Source organism: Amycolatopsis minnesotensis (genome assembly GCF_039529815.1).
GTDB classification, from domain to species: Bacteria; Actinomycetota; Actinomycetes; order Mycobacteriales; family Pseudonocardiaceae; genus Amycolatopsis; species Amycolatopsis minnesotensis.
On the sequence record NZ_BAAANN010000022.1, the window covers coordinates 89,046 to 110,670 of the forward strand.

Sequence of the window (21,625 nt, forward strand, 5' to 3'; positions counted from 1 at the left end):
ATGTCAGAGGAGGCCGAGGTATTCGGAATCGACGTCTTCACCGTCGACGACCGGCTGCGCCTCTTCAGCTTCGCCACCGCGCCGCAACGCGCCGAGTACCTGGCAGTCCTCCGGGCTTTCGAACGGGCCCGCGCCAATTACGTCGTGTTGCTCCACGCCAGCGACGTCGCGGCCAACCTCGCGGAACTCGGCGTGGAGATCGAGGACGTCACGCCGCTACTGGAACAGCTGTATTCCTGGCAGATCCTGGATCGCAGCTACGACGGCGCCCGAGCCGCGACGCTGGCCGAATACCGGAACCGGCACTACGTCTACCAGTTCACCCAGGCGGGTTACCGCGCATACCGGGCTGTGGAGGACGTTCTCGGCGCCAGCCTCGACGACGCGACCCTGTCCCGGCTGGTCTTTCCCGAGCTGCTGGAGGATCTGAAGGCACTGGCCTCCGCGAACGTCGAAGGCGATGCCGAAGGGGTCTACCGCAAGTTCACCCGGCTGGACGCCGCGTTGAACGACATGGCCGAGCGAGCGGCGCGCTTCTACCTGCTGCTCGGTGACCTCGCCAGGACGAGCGAAACGAGCGCCGAAGCCTTCCTCGCGCACAAGGACAGCCTGCTCGCCCACATGCGCGAATTCAGCTCCGAGCTGGCCAGGTACACCCCGAAACTCACCGCCGCGATCGCCGAGGTCGAAGCGGGCGGGGTCGAGCGGCTGGTGGAACTCGCGGCGAGCGCGGACGAACGGCTCTTTCAGGCACCGGCCGAGCGGCTCGCCGATTGGCGGCATCGCTGGGCCGGCCTCGTGCACTGGTTCCGATCCGAAGATGCGGTTAGCGAGGCGGAACGACTCCAGGCTGGCACAACTAGCGCGATCTCCGCAGTGCTCGCGTTGCTGCGGCGCGTCACCGAAGCCCGCCGCGGCGGCGTCAGCAGGGAGAGCCAGCTCCGGCACCTCGCGACCTGGTTCACCGGCGTGCCGAGCGACGAAGCCGCGCACGCTCTGTTCGCCGCCACGTTCAACCTGGGACGCCCCCGCCATGTCGGCGTCGCCCATCCCGACCCGGAACTCGTGCCGCCACGGCGTTCCTGGTGGGAGGCGCCCCCGGTCGAAATCTCGCGGACACTGGTGGAGACCGGGAAGACCGCCGCACCAGGCGCGCCGGCACGGGTCGAGCGCAACGACGCGGGCCGGCGCCGCCTGCGCGAACGCCAGCTCGCCGAGCAGGAAGCCAACCGGGCCGCGGCACGGGACCTGACCGAAGGCGGCGTCTACGGCCGGACACTCAGCGAAGCGGAAACCGAGCTCTTGCTGAGCCTGCTCGACCTGGCGTTGAGCGCGCGCGTCCCGGTTTCCGGGGTCACCGGCGCGAGCGGAGCGGCCCACGGCGTCAAGCTGACCCTGCGGCCGAACCCGGAATCCACCACGGTCACCACCGTGCGCGGCCGCCTGCACCTGGACCGGCTCACGCTGACGGTGACGTCGTGATTCCCCAATTCGAACAGGCGTCGTACCAGCGCGCCGCGCGGACGCTGCTGGTCAACCCGCTGATCACCGAAACCTATCCCGATGAGCGCGCCCTTCCGCTGATCCGCCGCTGGGCCGACGACCTCACCCCCGACCTGAACGAGAACTTCGGCTACCGGCTCGAACTGTCCGCGACCACCGCCCGGCTCGTCCGGGTCGTCGATCACCTGGACGCCGTGCAGGCGGCACGCACCTCGACCGACCGCCCGTTCGATCGCCGCCGCTACGCCTACCTGGCGCTGACCATGGCCGCGCTCGGGCGTGCCGGAACCCAACTTTCCCTGTCCGAGCTGGCCGATACCGTGGCCGCGGACGCCGGTCGCATCGACGGACTCGGCCTGTCCACGGAGAAACCGAATGACCGCAACGCTTTCGTCGACGCGGTCGCCTGGCTGGAGACCCGCGGCGCGCTGCGGCTCGCGGACGGCAGCGCGCGCCGCTGGGCCGACGATCCGCACGCGGGCGAAGCGCTCTACGACATCGACCGTGACATCGTGTTCGCGATCTACCGCCCGGCGCGGGTGCTGCAGCACATCCCGAGCGTCACCGCGCTGCTCACGCAATCAACGGCGGGCAGTCGCGACACCCGCCGCCGCGAAGTGGGTCAACGTGCCCGGCGCGCGCTGCTCGAACAGCCGGTCGTCTACTTCGCCGAGTCGAGCGTCGAGGTCGCCAACGTGCTGCGCAACGGCAACGCGGTCGCCGACGTCGAGCGGATCACCGGGCTCGCCGTCGAGCGCCGGGCCGAAGGGGTGGCGCTGCTCGACAACGCCGGAGGCTTCACCGACCGGCGGTTTCCCGGGTCGGGCACCGTCGCCCAGACGGCGTTGCTGCTCATCGGCGAGATCGCCGACCGCCTCGAATCACCCGACCTGCCCGAACCGGCGCGGATGGCGCCGCCGTCCCGGCAGAAGCTGACCGCCGAGGTCGACGCCGGGTTACCCCGGGCGGGGGTGTTCCGCGAACTCGTGGACGACGAGGTAACCCGCACTACCGATGAGGAAGGAATGAGCTGCCCGCTGCTGGAATCGGGCTGGCTGGCCACCACGATGTCCAGGCTGGTCGAGCGGTACGGCACCACGTTCGCCGCCCAGTGGCGCGCGGATCCGCCGCGCCTGCTGGAAGCGGCCGTCGGCCTGCTCACGGAATTGCGGATACTGGCACCGGTCGAAGGGGGAGTGTTGGCGTTGCCGCTGCTCGCGCGCTATCGAAACGTCGTGGTCGAGGTGCGGAAGCGGAAGGCGGAGCCGTCGCTCTTCGACATGTTGGGTGAAGCCCCGTGACCCGGTTTTCCCCGACCAGGGCGGGCGTCATCAACCTGTGGGACTACCGCGACGAGGAGTTCGTCTTCGCTGGCGGGCGGCTGGTGCTGCGCGGCCCGAACGGCTCCGGCAAGACGAAGGCGCTGGAGGTGCTGTTCCCGTTCGTCCTGGACGGCCGCATCGACCCGCGACGGCTGAACCCGTTCGCCGGCGAGGAACGCACCATGAAGTCCAACCTCCTCTACCGAGGGCAGGACACCGCGCATTCCTACGTCTGGCTCGAATTCGGCCGCGATGATGAGGCCGTGACGGTCGGCGTCGGCCTGCGCGCCCAGAAGCACAACGAGCGGGTGACCCGGTGGTACTTCGTCGTCGACGGTCGCGTCGGCGTCGACTTTTCCTTGCTGGGCAACGATGATCGCCCGTTGACGAAGAAGCAGCTCGTCGCCGAGATCGGCGCGGACCAGGTGACCGACAGCCCGCCGCTGCACCGGGCGGCGATCGACGCGCGGTTGTTCGGTCTCGGCGCCGAACGCTACGAGCAGCTCCTCACCCTCGTGCTGACGCTACGGCGCCCGCAGCTTGCCAAGAACCTCGACCCCAAGGGCCTTTCCCGCACGTTGTCCGACGGGCTGCGGCCGGTGGACGAGGAGATGATCGCCGAGGCCGCCCGGTCGTTCGACGACATGGAAAGCGTGCAGCGCACCCTGGATGGTCTCGTCAAGGCCGACGAAGCGGCGTCGGCGTTCGTCAGCAACTACACGACTTACCTGCGTACGCATGCCCGCGCGGCGGCCGACATCGTCACCACACGGCTCGACGCGGTCGAAAAGGCGCGAGAAGAACTGGCCGCCGCTGAGATGCGGCGAGAGGCCGAAGCGCAGCGACGTCACGACGCCCAGACCGTGCTCGACGGGATCGAGCGCGACCTGCGGACACAGCAGGCGCACCTGGAATCGTTGCAGCGCAGCAAGGCTTACACCGACGACCGCGCGAAACTGGAGCAGCTCGGCGAACTGGTCGAGGGGTTGGCCGCGTCGGCGCGCACCGCTCGTACCCAGGCCACGCGCGCGGCCGAAGCCGAGCAGGCGCGGACGGAGGACCTGAGTAGGGCTCGTCGCGGACTCGCCGACGCCAAGGCCGCGGTCGCCCGAAGCGCCGCGGACCTGGCCGAAGCCGCCGGAGACGCCGCGATCGCCTGGACACCGGAGGACGCGGTCGCGGACCCCGAATTCGGGACGCGCGTAGCCGGGCGAGTCGAGCAGCGGCAGAACGATGTCCAGGCCGTCCGGGACGCACTCGGCAAACTTCGCGAAGTCCAGAGCCGGCGCACCGCGGCTCAGAACATCTACGGGGCAGCCGAAGTCAAGGTCGACGAAGCCACCGCGGCCGAGAACCAGGCCGCCGAGAATGTCACCCGAGCCCGTGCGACGGCCGTGGAGCGGCTGGCGGTCTGGTGGTCGCGCCACGAAACCGAACTCCCGGACGTCCACGACGAACTCGCCGCCGCGGTGGACCAGGTGGGCGAGCCCGACGCGCCCGCGTTGCCGACACGGTTCGACGAACTGGTTCGCGACCGTGTCGAGGAACGTCGTGAAAACCTGCACCGGCTGACGACGGACCGCGAACAGATCGTCGCGGAACTCGCCGTGCTGAGGGAAAAGCACAAGAACATCGCGTCCGAAAAGGACGAAGCGCCGGAGCCGTTCGCCGCGCGCACTGCGTCCCGTGTGGACAGACCGGGCGCACCGCTGTGGCGACTCGTCCGGTTCACCGACGAGGTCACGCACGAGCGCGCGGCCGCGATCGAAGCGGCCCTCGAAGCCGCGAACCTCCTGGACGCCTGGCTCGACGAGGAATCCGCGACGCTGGAGTCCGACGCCAGGCTGGTCCCGTTACCGGTCGAGCGACGTCCGTCCGGGCCGACGCTGGCCGACGTCCTCAAGCCGGAAGAAAACGTCGCAGTCGGCGCGGAATTGATCACCGCCGTGCTGAGTTCGGTCGCACTCGGCACCATCGATCCGGTCCCGTCCGCGCCGACGATTTCCGCGGAAGGTGGCTTCGCCCAAGGCATCCAGGTCGGTGCGCACCACAAGCCGGACGCCGAGTACATCGGCGTCACCGCCCGGCAACGTCGCCGGGAGACGCGCCTCGCGGAGATCGGCGCGCAGATCGAAACAACCGAAGAAACCCTTGCCGGACTGGAAAACGCGCTGGCCGAGGTGCGGTCTTGGCTGGAGCTGGTCGACACCGCACGCGCGGAACTGCCGTCCGTGGGCGACATCCTCCGCGCGCTCGAACGGCAGACGGCCGCCGCCGCCGAGCTGCGGGTCCGGCGCGGCACCCTGGACGACGCCAGGCTGGAGCTGGACCAGGCGGTCGCCGCCGTCGCCGACTGCGACCGCAGGCTGGCCAAGGTCGCTTCGGAACGTTCGCTGCCCGCTGAGACCGTCGACCAGGTGGCCGCCGCCGTCGACCGGTTCCGCGAATCCGCCGCGGAACTGACCGCCGCACGTCGTGACGAGCGCACCGTTTCCGGGCAGGTCGATGTGGCCGGGCGGCTGCTCGCCGAGGCCGAAGTGAGCGCGAAGACCACCGCCGACGATGCGGAAGAAGCCGAGAGCAGGCACGCCGAGCAGGCCGAAGTGCTGCGGACCCTCCACGAGTCCGTCGGCGCCGACGTGCAGGCCGTGCTGGACGAGGTGACGAAGACCCGCCGCCTCGTCGGTGAGCTGAACGGGAAACAGGGCATCGCCAGAAAAGCCCATACCAAAGCGGTCGAGGTGGCCGCGCTCGCCGAGGGCGAGGTCAAGACGGCGTCGGCCGCGGCCCAGAGCGCGATCGCCGAAACCAGAACCGATGCCCGACGACTCGAACCGTACGCCCGGCGCGAGCTGCTGGACCTGCTGAAGGTGCCGCCGGGCCCGGCCTGGCCCGCCAGTGACGAGGCATGGCTCGACGAGTCCGTGCTGCCCGAAGGCGTGCTCGCCCTCCTCGAAGGGATCCACGCCGTCGGTGCCGACCTGCGGCCGAGCGAGTCGTCGCTGAAGTCAAGCAAGACAAGGGTTTCCTCGGCGCTGGACGAACTGCAAACCGAACTCGCCCGCGCCGGCCACGACTACCACCCGGAATGGGAGAGCGACGGTGACGTGATCGTCGTCCGCGTCGCCGACGAACAAGGGTTCGCGTCGATCGGCGACTTCGCGCGCCGCATCAACGCCGCCCGCCGTGACCAGGAACTGCTGCTGACCGACTCGGAACGGCGGATCCTGGAGGACGCGCTGCTCGGCCGCCTCGCCCAGCAGATCCACGACCGCACCGTCGACGCGCGCGACCTGATCGGCCAGATGAACACCGAAATGCGCGCCCGCCGGATGTCGTCCGGAACGGGCATCGGCGTCCGCTGGGAGCTGGCGGATTCACTGGACGAGGCCCAGCGCGAAATCTGCCGTCTGCTCGAACGCGACGCGTCGCGCCTAGGCCCGGACGACCTCGCCCGCATGCGCGAGCACTTCGCCGCCCGCATCAAGATGGCCCGCGCGCTACCCGGAAACCGCTCCTACGTCGAGCTGCTCGCCGACGTCCTCGACTACCGGAAGTGGCGGGTCTTCGCGTTCGCCCTGGTGGCCCCCGATGGCACCGAAGAACGTCTCACACAAGCAAGGCACAGCACGCTTTCCGGCGGCGAACAGTCGGTGTCCCTGCACCTGCCTTTGTTCGCCGCAGCCCATGTGCTGCTGAGTTCCGCGTCGCCCGACTGCCCAAGGCTGCTGGCGCTGGATGAAGCCTTCGCCGGGGTGGACGACAACGGCCGCAGCGAACTCCTCGCGCTGACCGCGCAGTTCGACCTGGACCTGTTCATGACCGGCTACGACCTCTGGGCCACCTACGCGACCGTCCCGGCGTGCGCGCACTACGATCTCTCGCACTCCGCGGCGGAACACACGGTGAGCGCACTGCTGGTGGTCTGGGACGGCACTGGAATACTGGCCGATTCGCCGTCCGGTGACCTGGCCACCGAGCTGGGCTCGCCCGGCACCCGCCGCCGACCCACGAGTTCATCAGGGACGCTGTTGTGACTGCTGTAGGAGATGACCCCGGCTGGCAGCGCATCCTGGCCGCGGCACGCCGCAAGATCGAACGTTCCGGCGGTGAGGTCTCCGGCACCATCGGCCTGGCGAAGCCGACCGACGAGGAACGCCGTGTGGTCATCGGTATCACCGGCCACCACCGCCCGTCGAGCGTCGCATCCCTGCGCCTGGATCTGTCCGAAGTGGACGCCGCATTGAGGGACGCGCACGGCCGGGGACTGCTGGCAGTACTGGCCGAACGTGACGGCCCGGTCCGCAACCGCCCCGCCGAACAGGCGTCAGAAGAAGAAGCGAAAACCCTTGCCCTAGCTGATCTCCACGCCCGTTGCCCCGCGCACGCCGGTTCCGACTGGTTCGAACGATGGTGGGCGGCGCTGTCCACCGACGGCACCGCGACCCGCCTCGTCCGCCGCGGCGACGCGGACGTGCTTGGCTGGGCAGGCGAGGTCCTGAACCGCCTCCCCGCCGAGAACCTGCCGCTACCCGTCCTAGCCGAATGGGCCACCGGCAACACCAAAGCACTCGCGGGCACCCCGCTGGCCTCGCTGGTCCTGCGCGCCCTCGCCGAACGCGACGGCGTCCCGGCCCCGGTGACCCGCGCTTCCCAGCGCGAACGCTGGGAAGCGGCCGGGGTGATCGTCGACGACCTGGCCAGCCAGGTCCTGGTCCTGAACGTGCGCACCGAAGATGATCACGTGGTGGCAGGCTGGCTGAACGATGCCGCGGACTTCGGCATCCCGTTCCGCCTCACCCTGCACCAGCTAGCCACCGACCCCGTGGCCCCGTCCGGCGGGGCCGTCTACGTCTGCGAAAACCCCGCCGTCCTCCGTGCCGCAGCAAGCGAACTGGCCCGGGACTCCGCCACCCTGATCTGCACCGAAGGCCAACCGTCAGCCGCGTTTCATCGACTCCTATCGGCCTACCGCGGACAGATTCATTGGCGCGGCGACTTCGACTGGACCGGCCTGCGCACCACCACCTCCGCAATCGCGCGTTACCGGGCCCTCCCGTGGCGAATGACCACTGTGGACTACGAAACCGCCCTGGAAACCGGCGACTCGGAACCGTTGAAAGGCCCTCCAACCGACAGCCCCTGGGACCCCGCGCTGGCGTCGTCCATGTTGGCCGCGGGCCGAGCCATCATGGAAGAACGCCTGATCCCCACCCTCCTGGAAGATCTGCGACCGTGAGCGAATACCAGTACTACGAATTCCTCGCCGTGGACGAACCCCTCGACGATCAGCAGCAAGCGGAGCTTCGCGAGCTGTCCACGCGTGCGGACATCACCGCGACGAAGTTCGTCAACGAATACCACTTCGGCAGTTTCCGCGGTAACCCGGCGACCATGGTCGAGCGCTACTTCGACGCGTTCCTCTACACCGCGAACTGGAGAACCCACCAGCTCATGCTCAGGATCCCCGAGCGGCTTCTGGACCTCGCCGTCGCCGAACGCTACTGCTGCGGCGATGACGTCTCCGTACGACGACACGGCGACAACCTGATCCTCGACCTCCGCTCCGAAATCGAAGAGGGAGAGTGGACCGAAAGCGACGAAACCCGCCTCGGTGAACTGATCCCGATCCGCGCCGACCTCGCCGGCGGCGACCACCGCGCGCTGTACCTCGTCTGGCTGCTGGCCGCGGAAACCGACCTCGATCTGGACGAGCTGGAGCCACCGGTCCCACCCGGCCTCGCCACCCTGAACGGCCCGTTGCGCACCCTGGCCGAGTTCCTCCGAATCGACGAAAACCTGCTCGCCGTCGCCGCGCAAGCCAGCGGCCAAGCGGATGAGGTGGACGCCGACCTCGCCGCGTTCGTGAAAGCCTTGCCGCAGAAGGACAAAGACGCCCTCCTGGTCCGGACGGTAACCGGCGATCCGCACGTCGCCGCCGAAGTGAAGCAACTCTTCCGCCGCCAACACACGGACGCTCCGGAAACCGGCACCCGTACCGTCGGCGACCTCCTCGACGCCGCCGAGACGCGGCAAGCCGAACGACAACGCCAAGCCGCCCGCCTCGCCGCCGAAGAACGCGAGCGACGCAAACGCGCCCAAGCGGCAGCACGCGAGCGCCGCCTCGACGAGGTCGCCGCTGCTGGTGACGACGCGTGGCGCCAGGTGGATAGCCTCATCGAAACCAAGCGCCCCGACAACTACGACGCCGCGGTCGCCCTGCTCTCCGACCTCAAGTCCGTCAGCGCGCGAACCGGGGAGCAGCAGAAGTTCGCCAAGCGCTACGAGCAACTACGCGACGCACACCGCCGCAAACCAAGCCTGCAGGAGCGCTTTACCCGAGCCGGACTGTGACACCTCAGCGCCAGGGACATTCCGGATGCTGCGCGTAAGCCTCAGTGAGCTGCCGCAACGTCGCGTCCCGGATCCACCGCGCGTTGCCGACCGCGGCGCGCCGGTCATCGTCGTCCTGGTAGGCGTGCCGCTCGCTGATCGTGACCAGGTCGTCGAGGTCAGCGAGCAGATTGTCGAGCGCCTCACCCAACGAATGCCGCTCGTTAGCGAACATCCTGAGCAAAAACCCCGTCCGCTCAAGCACTTCCTCGTCCGAGAGCCGATTCACTTGTCGTCGATTTCGTCGACACGGGCGAGCAAGCACTTGCCAAGATCAACGAACTCATGCCCAAGATCGCGGAGGTTCTCGGCAAACTGATCAGGATTGCGCTCGTGCGAAAGCCTGATCGGCGCCGTGCGGTCGACACCCCGCGCCAGCGCCTCGACCCGGTCCACGAGCGCGCGATCGACCGGATCCATCAGCGCCTCCCGCACGCGGCACACTCGCGCATCCTCGCGAGGTACCTGCCGTCCGCCGCGATGCACGCAGCGCCGCACCCCGCGACGTACCCCATCAGATGCCCCTCGGCGTCAAACCACGCTCGCGCACCCCGCGGCACGAAATGCCGCCGCCGATCCGACACACCCAACTCCTCAGCCATCCACTTCCCGGCGGTCTTCATACGGCGCCTCCCACGCTTGGTCAGACCCGGCCCTCGGACCTGGGCAGACCTGAGGACCGGGCCGCATCAACGTACGACACGTATATACGCTGTTGCCAGTCATCAAGAGTGATTCACTCTTTCGATGCAGGTGAACCCGTCTATGCTCTCGACGACGAAGGGAGCCACTGTGCCCGCTACGCCCGGACCAGGCGTGCGACGCCGCTACGTCGGCAAAACACTGCGTCGCCTGCGCGAGGCGTGCGACATGCGAGTGTCCGCAGTCGCGAAGAAGCTCGGCATCTCGCAACCGTCACTGACCCGGATCGAAAACGGCCGCAACGCCATCATGGCGCGGCACGTCTACAAGCTCTGCGAGATCTACAGCGTCAGCAAACGCGACACCGACCGCCTGATCCGCCTCGCCGAAGAGTCCCGAGAACGCGGCTGGTGGGAGTCGTATTCCGATGTCATCAGCGACTGGTTCGAGATCTACGCCAGCCTGGAAGCCGATGCCGACCAGATCCTGATCTACGAATCCGAGTTCGTCCCCGGCCTGTTCCAGACCTCCGGCTACATCCGCGCAGGCTTCCAAGCTGGCAACCCCGAGGCGTCCGAAGCCGCTGGTCATCGCGTTGTCGATCTCCGTCAGGCGCGCCAACTACGGCTGCAGGACCACGACATCACCGCGTTGGTGAACGAAGGCGCTGTCCGCCGCGTCGTCGGCGGTCCAGACGTGATGCGGAACCAGTTGGAGTACCTGATCACGGTCATCGAGAAGCAGCACGCCAACATCCAGATCGTGCCGTTCAGCGCAGGCGCACACGCAGCGATGGGTGGCCCCTTCTACATGCTGAAGTTCCCCGATGTCGACGAGATCGACCTGGTGCACGTGGAGAACGAGCGCGGCGGCATGTACTTCGAGCGGTCGTCAGACCTCCTCCGCTACGCCGATGTCTTCGCGCGGACACAGCAGGTCGCGCTCTCACCAACCGACAGTGTTGCCCTGTTGCGTAAAATCGCCCAAGAGATGTAGGACCTGGGCGAAGAGGAAGGGGCGGTCATGACGGACCTCCCTGCGCTGAACTGGCGCAAGAGCAGCTACAGCAGCAACAACGGCGGCGCCTGCGTCGAGGTAGCCACCACCCCCGACGGCGGCCGCTACGTCCGCGACACGAAGGACCGCACCCTCCCCCCGCACTACTTCACCCCCACCGCCTGGCGCGCCTTCCTCGCCACCACCAAAGCCGCCAAACTCGACTAGTCCCTCTCGCGAGTCGGGGAGCCGCCGGTCGCGTGCTTTGTCCCTGCGCTTGACCGCGACAGACCATTCATTCAGCGCCTGCCATGCCCCGAATCGGTCAGGCACGTCCCGCCACGACACACCTGCCTGGTAGTTGTAGGCGATGACGTCGATCACCTGCCGGTGGTCACGCCACAGCCCGCCCTGGTGCGACGACCGATCTGGTAGCAATGGCTCCAACGCCGGTCATGCCGTATCCGACACCAACTCCCTACCCAAGAAGCGGGCTCCAGTGGACCTGAAGATCAAGGTCCATCAGACATGCCCTAGCATGAACCGGGACACGCCGCCGACTGCCGTAGTCGCAGGTGACTGCCCACTGCTCAGTAGGCTGCGGAGTTTCCATGCCGTTGCCGCCACAGCAAGGAAGGGTGGAATCTCGTGTCGACCCGGCCAATCTCTGAAACGGAAACCGTTGTTAAGAGGATTTTGCCCTACCTCGTGCGCCGTGGTTACGACATCGATAAGGACATCTCGTTCGAGGTCCCGACCGAGGGCACGCCCACCAAGAGGTTTGTCGACATTAGTGTCACTGCTGGCGGTCGAACTCCGAAGTTCCTGATTGAGGCAAAGCGTCGGTCGCACAAGCTGACTGAGGCTGACCGGACTCAGGCGATCAACTATGGCCTGTCTCTGAAGGTGCCGTTCGTGGCGCTGACGAATGGCCAAGACCTAGAACTCATCAACACGTCGACCCGGGCTGCCCTCAGCATTAACGGCCGTCGAAGCGGACGCGCAATGCTTCCGCACAAGTCGCAGCTGCCGAAGCTCATCAAATGGCTGCGGGCGCACCCGACCGCAGTGTCGCTTGATGAGGAAGACGAGACGCTTCCGTATCGACCAGGACTGCCGCTGAAGCAGTTGAACGCGCTATTCGCGCGGTGTCACAACAAGATCCGAAACCTTGAAAAGAACGAGGACAACGCCTTCGCCGACTTCTCGAAGTTCCTCTTCCTGCGCCTGTTAGAAGAGAAGGCGGACGACTCGACGAGTCAGATTGAGTTGCCCTACTCCGCTCGGTTCCATGAACTCGCCGATCGGCCGGAAGTAAAGGCTGACGAGGTGAAGACGCTCGTCGACAGCATGATCGCTCAGAATCGGAAGATCTACGGCGACGTCATCACCGAGGGTCTGAAGCTGAAGCAGGCAAAGACGTACCACTACCTCGTGACCGAGTTGTCCAAGGTGTCGTTTACCGACAGTGGTTTGGATACGAAGGGTGCTGCTTTCGAGTACTTCGTGAGGGCTACCCTCAAGGGTAAGAAGCTGGGGCAATACTTCACTCCGCGCCCCCTCGTCGAACTTATGCTAGAACTCGTCGGCAGGCAGCTTATCGTCAACTCCGTCGCCGCCGGACAGAGTATGAAAGTTCTAGACCCAGCGTGCGGTACGGGTGGATTCCTAGTTTTCCTCCTAAAGGATGCGCTCGACGAGATCGCTCGTCGACGGGCAGTTCGGACGTTGACGCCGGCAGCGGCAACGATGATTCGACGGAAGCTGATGGCGGAAACCTTCTTCGGGATTGACGCCAATCCTGGTGTTGCCTCGTCCGCGAAGATGAACATGATCATATCCGGGGATGGTCACACAAACATTGAGGCTGCGAACAGTCTCGAAGTTCGCACCAAACTGTGGTCTCTCGAAGAAGGCGCATACGACCTCATCATCAGCAACCCCCCGTTTGGCACCAGTGAGTCGGACCTGTCTGCTGACGATCTGGCGGCGTACCCTGTGCCTACGAAGAAGGGGCAACTTCTCTTCCTGCAGCGGATGCTGAAAGCCGTCAGGCCGCAGGGCACCGTCTGTACGGTAATTGACGACGGTGCTTTGAATACCGACACCGCGAGGGGTACGCGCGAGTTCATCTTGGATAACGCTCGGGTTCGTGCAGTGGTGAGTCTTCCGGCGAGCACGTTTAAGCCAAACAAGATCACGGTTAAGTCGAGCGTTCTCGTTCTCGAAAGATTTGACGAGGCCGAAGAGGATCCACTCGACGATTACGATGTCCTCTTCATTGCTCTGAGTAATTTGGGTTTTCACCCTTCCGGTGAGACCATCCGCGGTTTCGCCTTTGCTCAGCTCCGCTCTGACATGGCTGAAATCTGGGATAAGGTGGATCGCGGAGACTTTAACGGCGATCACTGGCGCGCCTTCAAGGTGTCCAGCGCGGATATCCGGGCGAACGGGGTGAAGCGTCTGGACTTCAAGTATTGGGACGTGCGTGTGAGGGAGCAGATCGACGAGATTCGCTCTCGCGGCGGAAAGACACTTCTTGAGCTGAACCAGATTGATACAGATCGTGGCAAGAGCCCTACTGCGGCACTTTATGTTGATCGAGAAGACGGTTATGCGCAGGTCGTCAAGGCCGGATCGTCGATCACGAGCTACGGAGAGGTTGTTGACTCTGGAGACTGGATTGAGAAGGCTGTATACGACGACCTGCCTGGCAAGTGCAAGCTTGAGGTTGGCGATGTCTTGCTGTCCTCGACGGGTGACGGCACTCTAGGAAAGAGCGCCGTTTATGACTCGACTGATCCCGCCGTTGCGGATGGTCACGTGACGATTTTGCGTATAGATCCGAATGTTATTGACCCGCATTATCTGGCCGACTACCTGCGGGTGGGTTTTGGGCGTGTACAATCTAATCGCCTGTTCTCCGGTTCGACCGGCCTCATTGAGCTGACTGTCGATCACGCCAATTCCATTATCGTGCCGATGGATCTGACGGTCGAAATGCAGCGGCGGGTTTCGACGGAGCTCCGCGCTGCGGAGAAGCATGCGCGGGAGGAGCAGGAGTTGTCACTGAGTCGACTTTCTGAGGCCCGGTCCGCATTTAGCGGATTCGCGAGTTTCGATGCTGATGACAGTGCCACCGACGGCGACATCAGTGAAATGCCCGTGACGTGAGTGCTGAGCCCCGACGTCGACCGCTGACCGCCGCGGAGATGGAGGCCCTAGCCGCGAACGTCGCCGGGTTGCTGCGCGACCTGGGCGCGGACCTGACGAGGGAGTCTCGAGCGCTGCGGGGGCGCGCTCTCGCAGCGCTGTAGATCGTATTCGGACGGCGACCATCGCCACCGGGCGGCGACGTGACCGAGGTCGTCACACGTCTGCGTGACGGTCGAGGGCCCAGGTGGGCCGAGGCTGCTGTGTAGCCTCCTGGGACGCGGCTCGACTTCGGCGGTAAGCGGTCCCAGTGCTCAGATTTGAGGTCGACAGGGATTCCTCGTGACCACGAGAAACCTACGACGGGATGGGGCAGCCGCAGTTTGGCGCCCGAGTCGGCGACCGCAGCCCACAAGCTGCTACGAGGCCGCGGTGAGGTTGACTGTGTGGCTGCCAATGGGGTGGCGAAGAGCCTCAGGCCCGATTCGGCCAGCATTCGACGGGTTCGGACCGGCTCGTGGGACGGGGTCGCTGCTGCTGCGAGCGTCAGCGAGGTTATGTTCTGGTACACCCAGTACAGCTGCGTTTGGCGCAGTCGTCGATGCTCGCTGCGCGCCGTCAGCATCTCTGGGACTTGTGACAGATTCGGTGTATTCAGTTCACATATCGCCTCAATCCATAGCGCGGGAGGATAGCAGCCGTCGACGACCGTTCACGAGTACGGTGACGGCGACCGGTGCCGAGAAGCGCCCGTTCTCCCCGGGGCGACCGGGAGTTGATGTCTGCGCTGCTCATAGGCCTCCAGACCCTGGAGTGAAGACAGACGGAGCGGATTACGGTTGGATGTCCGCGTGGCGATGCGACTTGATGCTGAGACGTTGTTGGCGTCCGTGGGGCAGGACCTGTCCGAGTTAGGGCGGGAGTGTCTTGCGCGGGGGCGGATTCGGGACCTTGACGTCGAGGACGGCGGTGCGGGCGCGGTCATCGACGATCCTGATGGCGGGCTCTTCGAGGTGTGGGTCGGGGTGGTCAACGGCGTACTGACCGGCGAGTGTGATTGCGTCGATGAGGTGCCGGATGACGTGTGTGAGCACGCGGTCGCGGTCGCGCTGAAGGCGTTGGAGAGCGAGTTCACCTTCTCGTCGATCTCGGCCTGCGTGCAGGATGTCGATCCTGAGGAGCAGCGCTTCGCTGACATCGCCGCGGAGCTTGCGCCCGGCGCGTCGATCGGGCTGGTTGCTCGGCACGCTGTGGCGGATCGGCACTTCGCGGCCTTGTTGCTGGCTCGTGCTGGTCGGCTGGCGGCGCCGGGACAGGTTGAGATCGGTACCGCCCGACGGGTGATCGTGGCGGCGGCCGAGGTGCTGAACACCCGCCAGTGGCAACTGAACGATCTCGTCGAGGCTGGCGAAACGATGGTGACCGAGTTGCGGTTGCTCGCCGTGCGACCGCCCACCGACGAGTCGCTGGTCGTGGTGGAGGAGGCGATCGCCGTGTGGGCCACGTTGTCGGGCTACCTGAGCGACGCGTGGGAGATTTACGAGACCGAACCGCAGGAGATCGGGGCCGCGCTGGTCGAGGTTCATCTGGGGCTGTGCCAGGTACACGACCCGGAGCCGTTCGAGTTGGCCGCGCGCTTGGCGCGGTTGGTTGGGAATGCTGATGTGGAGCTATTTCTGGACGTGCCCGACGAATATGCCGATGTTCTGGGCGCCGAGGGAGTAGCCGAGTTCGAGGCCCTGCTGGGCACGGCGTCGCGATGAATCCCCAGAACGAAGCGAAGTTGTGGCATAAGATCGCCACCGCTGGCAGTGCGGCAGTCGACAAGAACGGCTACGCAACGGCGATCGACGCGTTGCTCGCCACCGGATGGCTTCAACCCGACAAGGCCGAGGATTGGCGGCGCGGCCGGGTGCCGTACTTGGAGCAGGTGACGGTCGCCAGCCTGGGGAAGATCAGTACGGCGATGCGGGTCTTCCGGAAGTGGGCTGTGAGCGCGGGCCTTCGACCTAGCGAAACGGTTTATGTCAGCTGGACCAAAGATCGTCGGAAACTCCGGTTTTCCAAGTCGGGTAAGCCGGAAATAGAACGTGCGTACAGCACCCACTGGCTGCCGCCCAAACCCAGCCAGACCACGAAGTGAGCAAGCTACGTGAGCTGTCGGTTGACCTCGCCGAGGTCGAAGTGCGCCGGGTCGAACTGGTCGCGGCTGTCGAGGCCTAGCCAGTCGAGCATGTCCTGGTGTTCTTCGTGGCCGGGATCGGTGAGGATCTGGACCAGTTGCTCATAACCTGGCAAACCACCGGAATCTTCCGGTGGGCAGGCGCCCTTGCCCTCGACGCATCGGGGGTAATGCACGTCGGACTCGGCGACGGTCGCTTCCTCGATGCGGATTTCGTGGTCCCAGCTGTCACCGAAGTCGTAGGTGTAAAGGAGGCGGCCGCCCGGTTTCACCAGGTCGTTCAAATTCGTCGCGCGTTCGTCGTGGTGCTGCAGTTCGGGATCGGGAACGCCGTAGTGGGTTTGGCCGTCGCTGAAGGCATGCAGGTGGGCGTTCTCCCAGCCCATCGTGTTCTGGATGACCCTGTGCAGGCGGTCGAGCCGAATGTTCGCCGGAACGAGCACTCGCCGCCACACTTCCAGCCCTATCAGGGTGATCTTCACCTGGTAGACGGGATCGCCGGGTTCCGGCTCGCCAAGGATGCGGCGTATACCGAATTGGCCGAGTTCGGTCAATTTTACCGCGTCGTTCTCGATTGTCACGGCGCCCAACTGGCGCAGAGCCTCAAACGCTCGCTTGGTGTCGCGATCATTGACGCCGCGCAGGTGCTGGAGCTGGAATTCGGTGGCTTGGTCCAAGTCGTATGGTGCGGCCGTGACAGTCCAGACCGTCGTGCACAAGCTCGCCGTGGTGACAGCGCTGTCAGCGCGGTACAACGAGATCAGTACCGCGCGGATACCGGTTGCGAACTCCTGACGCAGCAGCGATTCGCCGAAGCCGGAGTGCAAAAGCGCGTCGCCCGCCTGCTCGAAAACCGTGAACAGCGCGAGCCACAGTTTCGGCATGTCATTGAGTAGTGCGGCGTTCTTCTTCACCGGCACCAGCCGTTGACCCGTCTTGCGGACGAGGCTTGCCGCTTTGGCCCACTCCACGATAAGCGTCAGGTGGAGCAGATCCTGGCTCGAACCGGTCCGGTACACGCGATCGCCGATCGCCGGGTCGATCACGTCGCCGGTGCCCAGCAACGGCACCAGCACCCGGGCGTCAGTCATAGTGATGCGCCCGGTCTGGGTGAGCTTGCGGCCCGCGCCCACCCAGTCGACGAACGCACGCACCTGCTCGACCAGTTCCGACTTCGCGGCAAGATCCATACCACACCTTCCGATCGTGCAGGGCAGTCTAGATGTAGGCCCCGAACACCAAGCGGGTCGTCAGTCGAACAGGCTGCTTTGGGTGGGGGCCTCCGTGCGGAGATTCTCGCCCCACACACGGATGGAGGCATCGCGATCGCTCGCGGCCAATGCCTGTGCGCGATCGATCTCGCCCCAGGCGATCAGCTGCTCCAACGCCGCCTTGCGTGGCCCGTTCTGGTTGTGCTGCAGCGCGAAGTCGACCACCAAGCGTGCATTCTCCGCATCCAGTTCGTCCGCGGCGTGTACCGCTCCGGCAACTATCGCCGCGCCATCCCGGGCCGGCAGGCCGCGTGCACGCGTCAGCACGTCCTTGGGTGTGGCCCGGTTCCGGACGAGGACGCGCTCGGCTGCCCAAGACCGTAGTGGCGGCCACACCTCGCGTTCACTGGTCACCTGTTCGCTCGGATCGGTCCGCTGCGGCTCTTGTGGTGCGCCGAGATCGAGCTCGATGACGACGCCGTTGAACCACTCGGCCGGATGCGTGTACCGCGCCTTGTACGACAGCAGTTCCTCGGCGAGCTCATCCTGCTCGGCGTCGTCGAGGATCCCCGTGGCCACGATGTCGGCCAGCACGCGGCCGCTGGTGCGTTTCCACCGGTGGTCCGTGCACAGCAACAGCGCCGAGTCGACTCGTCCCGGCTGCCCCACGTCGTGCAGGCGCCGGAAGGTGTCGACCGCGACGGACGGTGTCAGCTGGCGCGCGCTGATCGACGTCACCAGCAGCCGACACAGCGCTTCCGCATCCGGCACATCGGCCAGTGACTCCTCACCAGGTGACCACATGCTCGTCATTCTCACATCGGTGCCGCACTTGCTCATCGCTTCCTGCGGCTCATCAACCAAGGGTGCTGATCAGCCGTTCTCTGTCACTGGCCAGAACGGGTTGTCGTGGCGGCTATCAGGGCGTTCGCACGACGATCCGACTCGATCATTTGTCGGGCGTGTTTCGGGAGCGGAGCGTCGATTTCGAGGGCGAACGCCTGGAACTCGCGGTGGCCGGGGAGCTTGGCGAGGCACTCGCTGACGAGTTCGCGGGCGCGACCGAGATCGCCCCGTTGCTGCGCCAGTTGCGCTCGGAAGAACTTCAGCTCTGGGCCGCCGAGTGCATGGTGCTCGGCGATCCTGTCCAGCCGGTCATCGGCGTCGTAGTCGGGCAGTCGGTCCAGCAACAGCTCGTGCCATTCCGCGAGGTTTCGTGTTCGCCGATCGCGTTCGAAATCCTGCGTTCCGGTGGACTGATCGAGCGCGTCGAGATAGTGGTCGGTGACGGTGATCCACATGTCGGGGGCTTCGAGTTTGCGGGCGAGGATGCTGGCGAGGCTGGTTTCCTTCTGCGCGATCGAGCTCCAGCCGCCACGTGTCCAGCCGTATTGGGACTCCCAGCGGACCAGGTGGGCCGCGGCCGATTCGGCGAACCGGTCGAAGCCATGGGCCTGGCGCAGGCGGTCCCACAGGCGCTCCAGCGCGTCCGACACGACGAAGCGGGCTGCCTCCAGCGGCTCCTCCGACCTGAAGTGGTCGTAGTCGCGGGTTTCGCAGGCGAGGTCGATGAGCAGTTCCATCGCGGCGATCCCGGGGTCTGGATCCTCGGCGGCCAGCGCTGTCTGCGCGCCGCTCACCAGGCGCTGGAAGGTGAACCGCCACCGGGTTCGTTCCTTCGGGCTGACCCGCCGGTCGCCGCCGAGGTACGCGCCCGACTTGGCCAGCGGCACGAACTCGCGCACCTCTGCCAGCACGGCGTCCGGGGTCACGGTTGGCTTAGCGGTCCGTTTGGGTGTGTCGGGTTCGAGTTCGGTCTCGATTCGCTCGCGCACGGTGGCGTTGCCCCGCCAGTACAGGTTCCACAGTGCTTTCTTCAGACGTTCCTCGTCGAGGCCGGTCAGCTTGGCGAAGAACTCCTCGCGGTTCATCCGGTTCATCGGCGGCGACGTTTGCGGGCCGGGCGGCTGGGCCGGGACACGCCGGCCAGAGGATGTGCGCTGGCGCGACCGGGGCGACGCGCTTGGACCAGGTCGCGTAGTTCATCCAGGCCGGTTTGGTCGGGATGCTCGGAGAGCAGCAGTGCCGACACCATGTCGCGCGCCTCACCCAGCTGGCAATTCGGCGAGCGCACCGGTCACAGCATCGGCGCCGCCTAGTTCCAGTAGGTGGATGAACTGCTCGGTCATCGCGCGCAGCCCTTCCTCTGGGCCGAGCTCATCCGGGGTGATCTCGCCTTCCTGGACGAGCATCTGCGTGGCGATCGGGCCCAGCGGCTCGTCCGCGCGTAGCCCCTGCAAGAACGTCGACTGGTCAGGTACGTTCTGCGCCAACACATCGAGCATCGCTGCGGCGCGTGTGCGGAACGGGCAGCTCCGCACCCCGTCCAGCAATTGGCGCAGTCCACGTTCCCGGCCGCCGTGAGCGGCCAGCCACCCGGCGATCTCCGCCTCAGCCGTCTCCGGGCTGTAGTGCTCGGTGATCATGCCCAGCAGCGGGGCGGCCTCGGCTTCGGACAACTCGCCGACCATCGGTGCGTAGCGTCCCTCACGGAGCAGGCGGGCGCGCACCGCCCGGGTGGTCAAGGGCGTGAGCGAGACCAGATCCACCGGGCCGACGCCGGGGTCCAGCGCCGCCCGTAACCGCTCCATGGCCTCCGGCGGCAACGACGCGGGTTCGCCGGGCTCCAGCTCCCAGGTGGGGTCTAGATCGACCAGGTACATCGGATCGGGCTGGCCGACCGTCAGCTCGACTGCGCCGAATTCGGCCAGCACGCTCAGCAGCCGCCACAGGTCCGCGCCGACGCCCTTGCGCCAGCGCGTCGCGTCCGCGGGATCGAGGTCGTCGAGACCGAACGCTTCGGTGCAGGCCATCCAGACGCTTTCGGTCAGCCGGATCACCGGTATCGGCTCGGGCAGCCCATAGACGGTGTTGAGGATGTCGGGCAGCACGTCGTCGAGAATGCTGTCGAGCATCCGGGTGTGCTCGGCCACCCACAAGGCCGGTCCTATCAGGATGTCCAGAGCGGGCAGGGCATCGAACCCGGTCGTCCACAGTGCCAGGCCGTCGCGCAGCAGCGGTGCGGCCTTCGCTACTCGCACCAGCCTGTTCTTGACCACCCGGATGAGGCGGATCTCCTTGGCCAGCTCGACAAGGTGGCTGAGGCCAGGCAGTTCGGTACTGCTCTTGGTGCGGAACACGCGGTCGCCGATTAGCGGGTCGATTATGTCGCTGGTGCCCAGCAGCGTCACCAGCTCGCGGGCGTCGGCGAGCTTGAGGTTCCCGGTCGCGGTCAACGCCCTGCCGTCACCGACCCAGTCGACCAGCGCCCTCAGCTGGACAACGGCCGGGGCGTGCTCGGCCACCGTCGCGAGTTCCGTCTCCGCTGGAAGCGACACTGGCAACTGGACGACCGCGCGTTCGGACAGGCCGCTGTCCCCGTGGGCGTCCCGCGCGGCGATGTGGTCTAGAACCGCGTCGTCGTACTCGATCCGACCGGCTCGGGCTTCGTCGAGGAACCTGCCCATCGCGGAACCGTCGTGGGGATCGACACCGTGACGGATCGCGGTCATCACCCAGAACTTGGTTATGCCGAAGTTGCGTTCGTCGGACATCGCCGCGGGGAACTCGGCGGCGGCGTTTGTGACGGCCGCGCCGAGGTCGGCGAGCGGAGGGATCGGCCAATCCGGCCGCGTGCAGGTAACGGAGGAGCAGCCGCAGGGTTTCCGGCACGTCGGCCGCGTCCTGCGCGGTGGCCGACAGCGTCCGTGGCGCGTGCGAGAGCAGGAATTCCTCGACCAGGCCGGCCGTCCAGTAGCTCAGCCGCCCGTCGACACTCTGGTGCCGGAAATCCAGCGCCGCGTCCAGCGCGAACCGATCGACCGCGTGGTCGTCGGCCCAGACGGCACAGCGCCGGATCAGCAGGTCTTTGGCCGCTTCGAACGCCTCGGCGTCTTCGAGCTCGAAGTAGGTGCGCATCGGTCCTTCGCGGTCCTTACGGTTCGGGAGCGCGCCCAGGTCACTGCAGACGTTCACCACGATTGGGGAATGGGCTTCCGCACCCCGCAGCATGCGCGAGGGGCGGCGGGCTTGCCATCCCATCGGCGGGTGTTCACAACTTGATAACAGTTGGTTACGCTGAGTTGGCTAGTGGCGATGCGCTATGTGACCGGCGCCAGCGTGAGATGGTGGACGGCGCGAAGGCACGAGGAGGGGTCACGTGG

General features: G+C 66.2%; 17 protein-coding genes and 1 pseudogene. 11 read left to right on the top strand and 7 right to left on the bottom strand.

The window, feature by feature from the left end; all coding sequences use genetic code 11:
- From ABD256_RS26215 to ABD256_RS26235, 5 genes are read left to right on the top strand one after another with little or no spacing between them, the layout of a single operon-like run.
- Window positions 1-1,482: a TIGR02677 family protein gene (locus ABD256_RS26215; protein WP_344424269.1), complete on the top strand. Its 1,482-nt coding sequence runs from the start codon at window positions 1-3 to the stop codon at window positions 1,480-1,482.
- Window positions 1,479-2,804, top strand: a complete 1,326-nt coding sequence (locus ABD256_RS26220) for a DUF2398 family protein (protein WP_344424272.1) — start codon at window positions 1,479-1,481, stop codon at window positions 2,802-2,804. The genes ABD256_RS26215 and ABD256_RS26220 overlap by 4 nt, the downstream gene beginning before the upstream one ends.
- Window positions 2,801-6,862, top strand: a complete 4,062-nt coding sequence (locus ABD256_RS26225) for a TIGR02680 family protein (protein ID WP_344424275.1) — start codon at window positions 2,801-2,803, stop codon at window positions 6,860-6,862. Before ABD256_RS26220 ends, ABD256_RS26225 begins: the two co-directional genes overlap by 4 nt.
- Window positions 6,859-8,064, top strand: a complete 1,206-nt coding sequence (locus ABD256_RS26230; RefSeq protein WP_344424277.1) for a TIGR02679 family protein — start codon at window positions 6,859-6,861, stop codon at window positions 8,062-8,064. The genes ABD256_RS26225 and ABD256_RS26230 overlap by 4 nt, the downstream gene beginning before the upstream one ends.
- Window positions 8,061-9,179, top strand: coding sequence for a hypothetical protein (locus tag ABD256_RS26235; RefSeq protein WP_344424280.1), 1,119 nt, complete (start codon window positions 8,061-8,063; stop codon window positions 9,177-9,179). The genes ABD256_RS26230 and ABD256_RS26235 overlap by 4 nt, the downstream gene beginning before the upstream one ends.
- A 4-nt stretch (window positions 9,180-9,183) precedes the next feature.
- Here ABD256_RS26235 and ABD256_RS26240 read toward each other — a convergent pair whose 3' ends face one another.
- Together ABD256_RS26240 and ABD256_RS26245 are read right to left on the bottom strand one after the other, a co-directional pair.
- Window positions 9,184-9,393 (bottom strand): hypothetical protein, encoded by a 210-nt coding sequence (locus ABD256_RS26240; protein WP_344424283.1) that lies wholly within the window; start codon window positions 9,391-9,393, stop codon window positions 9,184-9,186.
- 50 nt (window positions 9,394-9,443) lie between these two features.
- Window positions 9,444-9,638, bottom strand: coding sequence for a hypothetical protein (locus ABD256_RS26245; RefSeq protein ID WP_344424286.1), 195 nt, complete (start codon window positions 9,636-9,638; stop codon window positions 9,444-9,446).
- Between the two features lie 396 nt (window positions 9,639-10,034).
- Here ABD256_RS26245 and ABD256_RS26250 point away from each other — a divergent pair, with 396 nt between their 5' ends.
- Complete coding sequence (locus tag ABD256_RS26250) at window positions 10,035-10,856, top strand: helix-turn-helix domain-containing protein (RefSeq protein WP_344424289.1); 822 nt, start codon at window positions 10,035-10,037, stop codon at window positions 10,854-10,856.
- A gap of 27 nt (window positions 10,857-10,883) precedes the next feature.
- Window positions 10,884-11,084, top strand: a complete 201-nt coding sequence (locus ABD256_RS26255) for a DUF397 domain-containing protein (RefSeq protein ID WP_344424294.1) — start codon at window positions 10,884-10,886, stop codon at window positions 11,082-11,084.
- Between the two features lie 75 nt (window positions 11,085-11,159).
- Here the strand turns inward: ABD256_RS26255 and ABD256_RS44485 are convergent.
- Window positions 11,160-11,303: pseudogene (locus tag ABD256_RS44485) on the bottom strand (transposase); the annotation flags it as partial.
- A 201-nt stretch (window positions 11,304-11,504) separates the two neighbouring features.
- Between ABD256_RS44485 and ABD256_RS26260 the strand changes: the two are divergent.
- The 3 genes from ABD256_RS26260 to ABD256_RS26270 all read left to right on the top strand — a co-directional run bounded on the left by ABD256_RS26260 (window position 11,505) and on the right by ABD256_RS26270 (window position 16,152).
- On the top strand, window positions 11,505-14,030 hold the full coding sequence (locus ABD256_RS26260; RefSeq protein WP_344424297.1) for an N-6 DNA methylase: 2,526 nt from the start codon (window positions 11,505-11,507) through the stop codon (window positions 14,028-14,030).
- Window positions 14,031-14,860: 830 nt separating this feature from the next.
- Entirely contained in the window at window positions 14,861-15,772 is a 912-nt protein-coding gene (locus tag ABD256_RS26265) for a hypothetical protein (protein WP_344424300.1), read from the top strand.
- Window positions 15,769-16,152: a hypothetical protein gene (locus ABD256_RS26270; protein ID WP_344424303.1), complete on the top strand. Its 384-nt coding sequence runs from the start codon at window positions 15,769-15,771 to the stop codon at window positions 16,150-16,152. Before ABD256_RS26265 ends, ABD256_RS26270 begins: the two co-directional genes overlap by 4 nt.
- A 5-nt stretch (window positions 16,153-16,157) precedes the next feature.
- On the opposite strand, the gene ABD256_RS26275 is transcribed toward ABD256_RS26270, so the two are convergent.
- The 4 genes from ABD256_RS26275 to ABD256_RS26290 form a co-directional block, all read right to left on the bottom strand.
- Window positions 16,158-17,381, bottom strand: coding sequence for a plasmid pRiA4b ORF-3 family protein (locus ABD256_RS26275; protein WP_344424306.1), 1,224 nt, complete (start codon window positions 17,379-17,381; stop codon window positions 16,158-16,160).
- Window positions 17,382-17,441: 60 nt separating this feature from the next.
- On the bottom strand, window positions 17,442-18,215 hold the full coding sequence (locus tag ABD256_RS26280) for a hypothetical protein (protein ID WP_344424309.1): 774 nt from the start codon (window positions 18,213-18,215) through the stop codon (window positions 17,442-17,444).
- 74 nt (window positions 18,216-18,289) lie between these two features.
- On the bottom strand, window positions 18,290-19,342 hold the full coding sequence (locus ABD256_RS26285; protein ID WP_344424312.1) for a hypothetical protein: 1,053 nt from the start codon (window positions 19,340-19,342) through the stop codon (window positions 18,290-18,292).
- Between the two features lie 165 nt (window positions 19,343-19,507).
- Window positions 19,508-20,974: a hypothetical protein gene (locus ABD256_RS26290; RefSeq protein WP_344424314.1), complete on the bottom strand. Its 1,467-nt coding sequence runs from the start codon at window positions 20,972-20,974 to the stop codon at window positions 19,508-19,510.
- Between the two features lie 16 nt (window positions 20,975-20,990).
- On the opposite strand from ABD256_RS26290, the gene ABD256_RS26295 reads away from it, so the two are divergent.
- On the top strand, window positions 20,991-21,524 hold the full coding sequence (locus tag ABD256_RS26295; RefSeq protein ID WP_344424317.1) for a hypothetical protein: 534 nt from the start codon (window positions 20,991-20,993) through the stop codon (window positions 21,522-21,524).
- Window positions 21,525-21,625: the final 101 nt, after the last annotated feature.

Excerpts from the sequence above, each read along its gene's own strand:
- ABD256_RS26215 (WP_344424269.1), top strand. The coding sequence starts at position 1 with ATGTCAGAGGAGGCCGAGGTATTCGGAATCGACGTCTTCACCGTCGAC.
- ABD256_RS26240 (WP_344424283.1), bottom strand. The coding sequence starts at position 9,393 with ATGTTCGCTAACGAGCGGCATTCGTTGGGTGAGGCGCTCGACAATCTG.
- ABD256_RS26245 (WP_344424286.1), bottom strand. The coding sequence starts at position 9,638 with ATGGATCCGGTCGATCGCGCGCTCGTGGACCGGGTCGAGGCGCTGGCG.
- ABD256_RS26255 (WP_344424294.1), top strand. The coding sequence starts at position 10,884 with ATGACGGACCTCCCTGCGCTGAACTGGCGCAAGAGCAGCTACAGCAGC.
- ABD256_RS26270 (WP_344424303.1), top strand. The coding sequence starts at position 15,769 with ATGAATCCCCAGAACGAAGCGAAGTTGTGGCATAAGATCGCCACCGCT.
- ABD256_RS26275 (WP_344424306.1), bottom strand. The coding sequence starts at position 17,381 with ATGGATCTTGCCGCGAAGTCGGAACTGGTCGAGCAGGTGCGTGCGTTC.
- ABD256_RS26280 (WP_344424309.1), bottom strand. The coding sequence starts at position 18,215 with ATGACGAGCATGTGGTCACCTGGTGAGGAGTCACTGGCCGATGTGCCG.
- ABD256_RS26285 (WP_344424312.1), bottom strand. The coding sequence starts at position 19,342 with ATGAACCGGATGAACCGCGAGGAGTTCTTCGCCAAGCTGACCGGCCTC.
- ABD256_RS26290 (WP_344424314.1), bottom strand. The coding sequence starts at position 20,974 with ATGACCGCGATCCGTCACGGTGTCGATCCCCACGACGGTTCCGCGATG.
- ABD256_RS26295 (WP_344424317.1), top strand. The coding sequence starts at position 20,991 with ATGCCGAAGTTGCGTTCGTCGGACATCGCCGCGGGGAACTCGGCGGCG.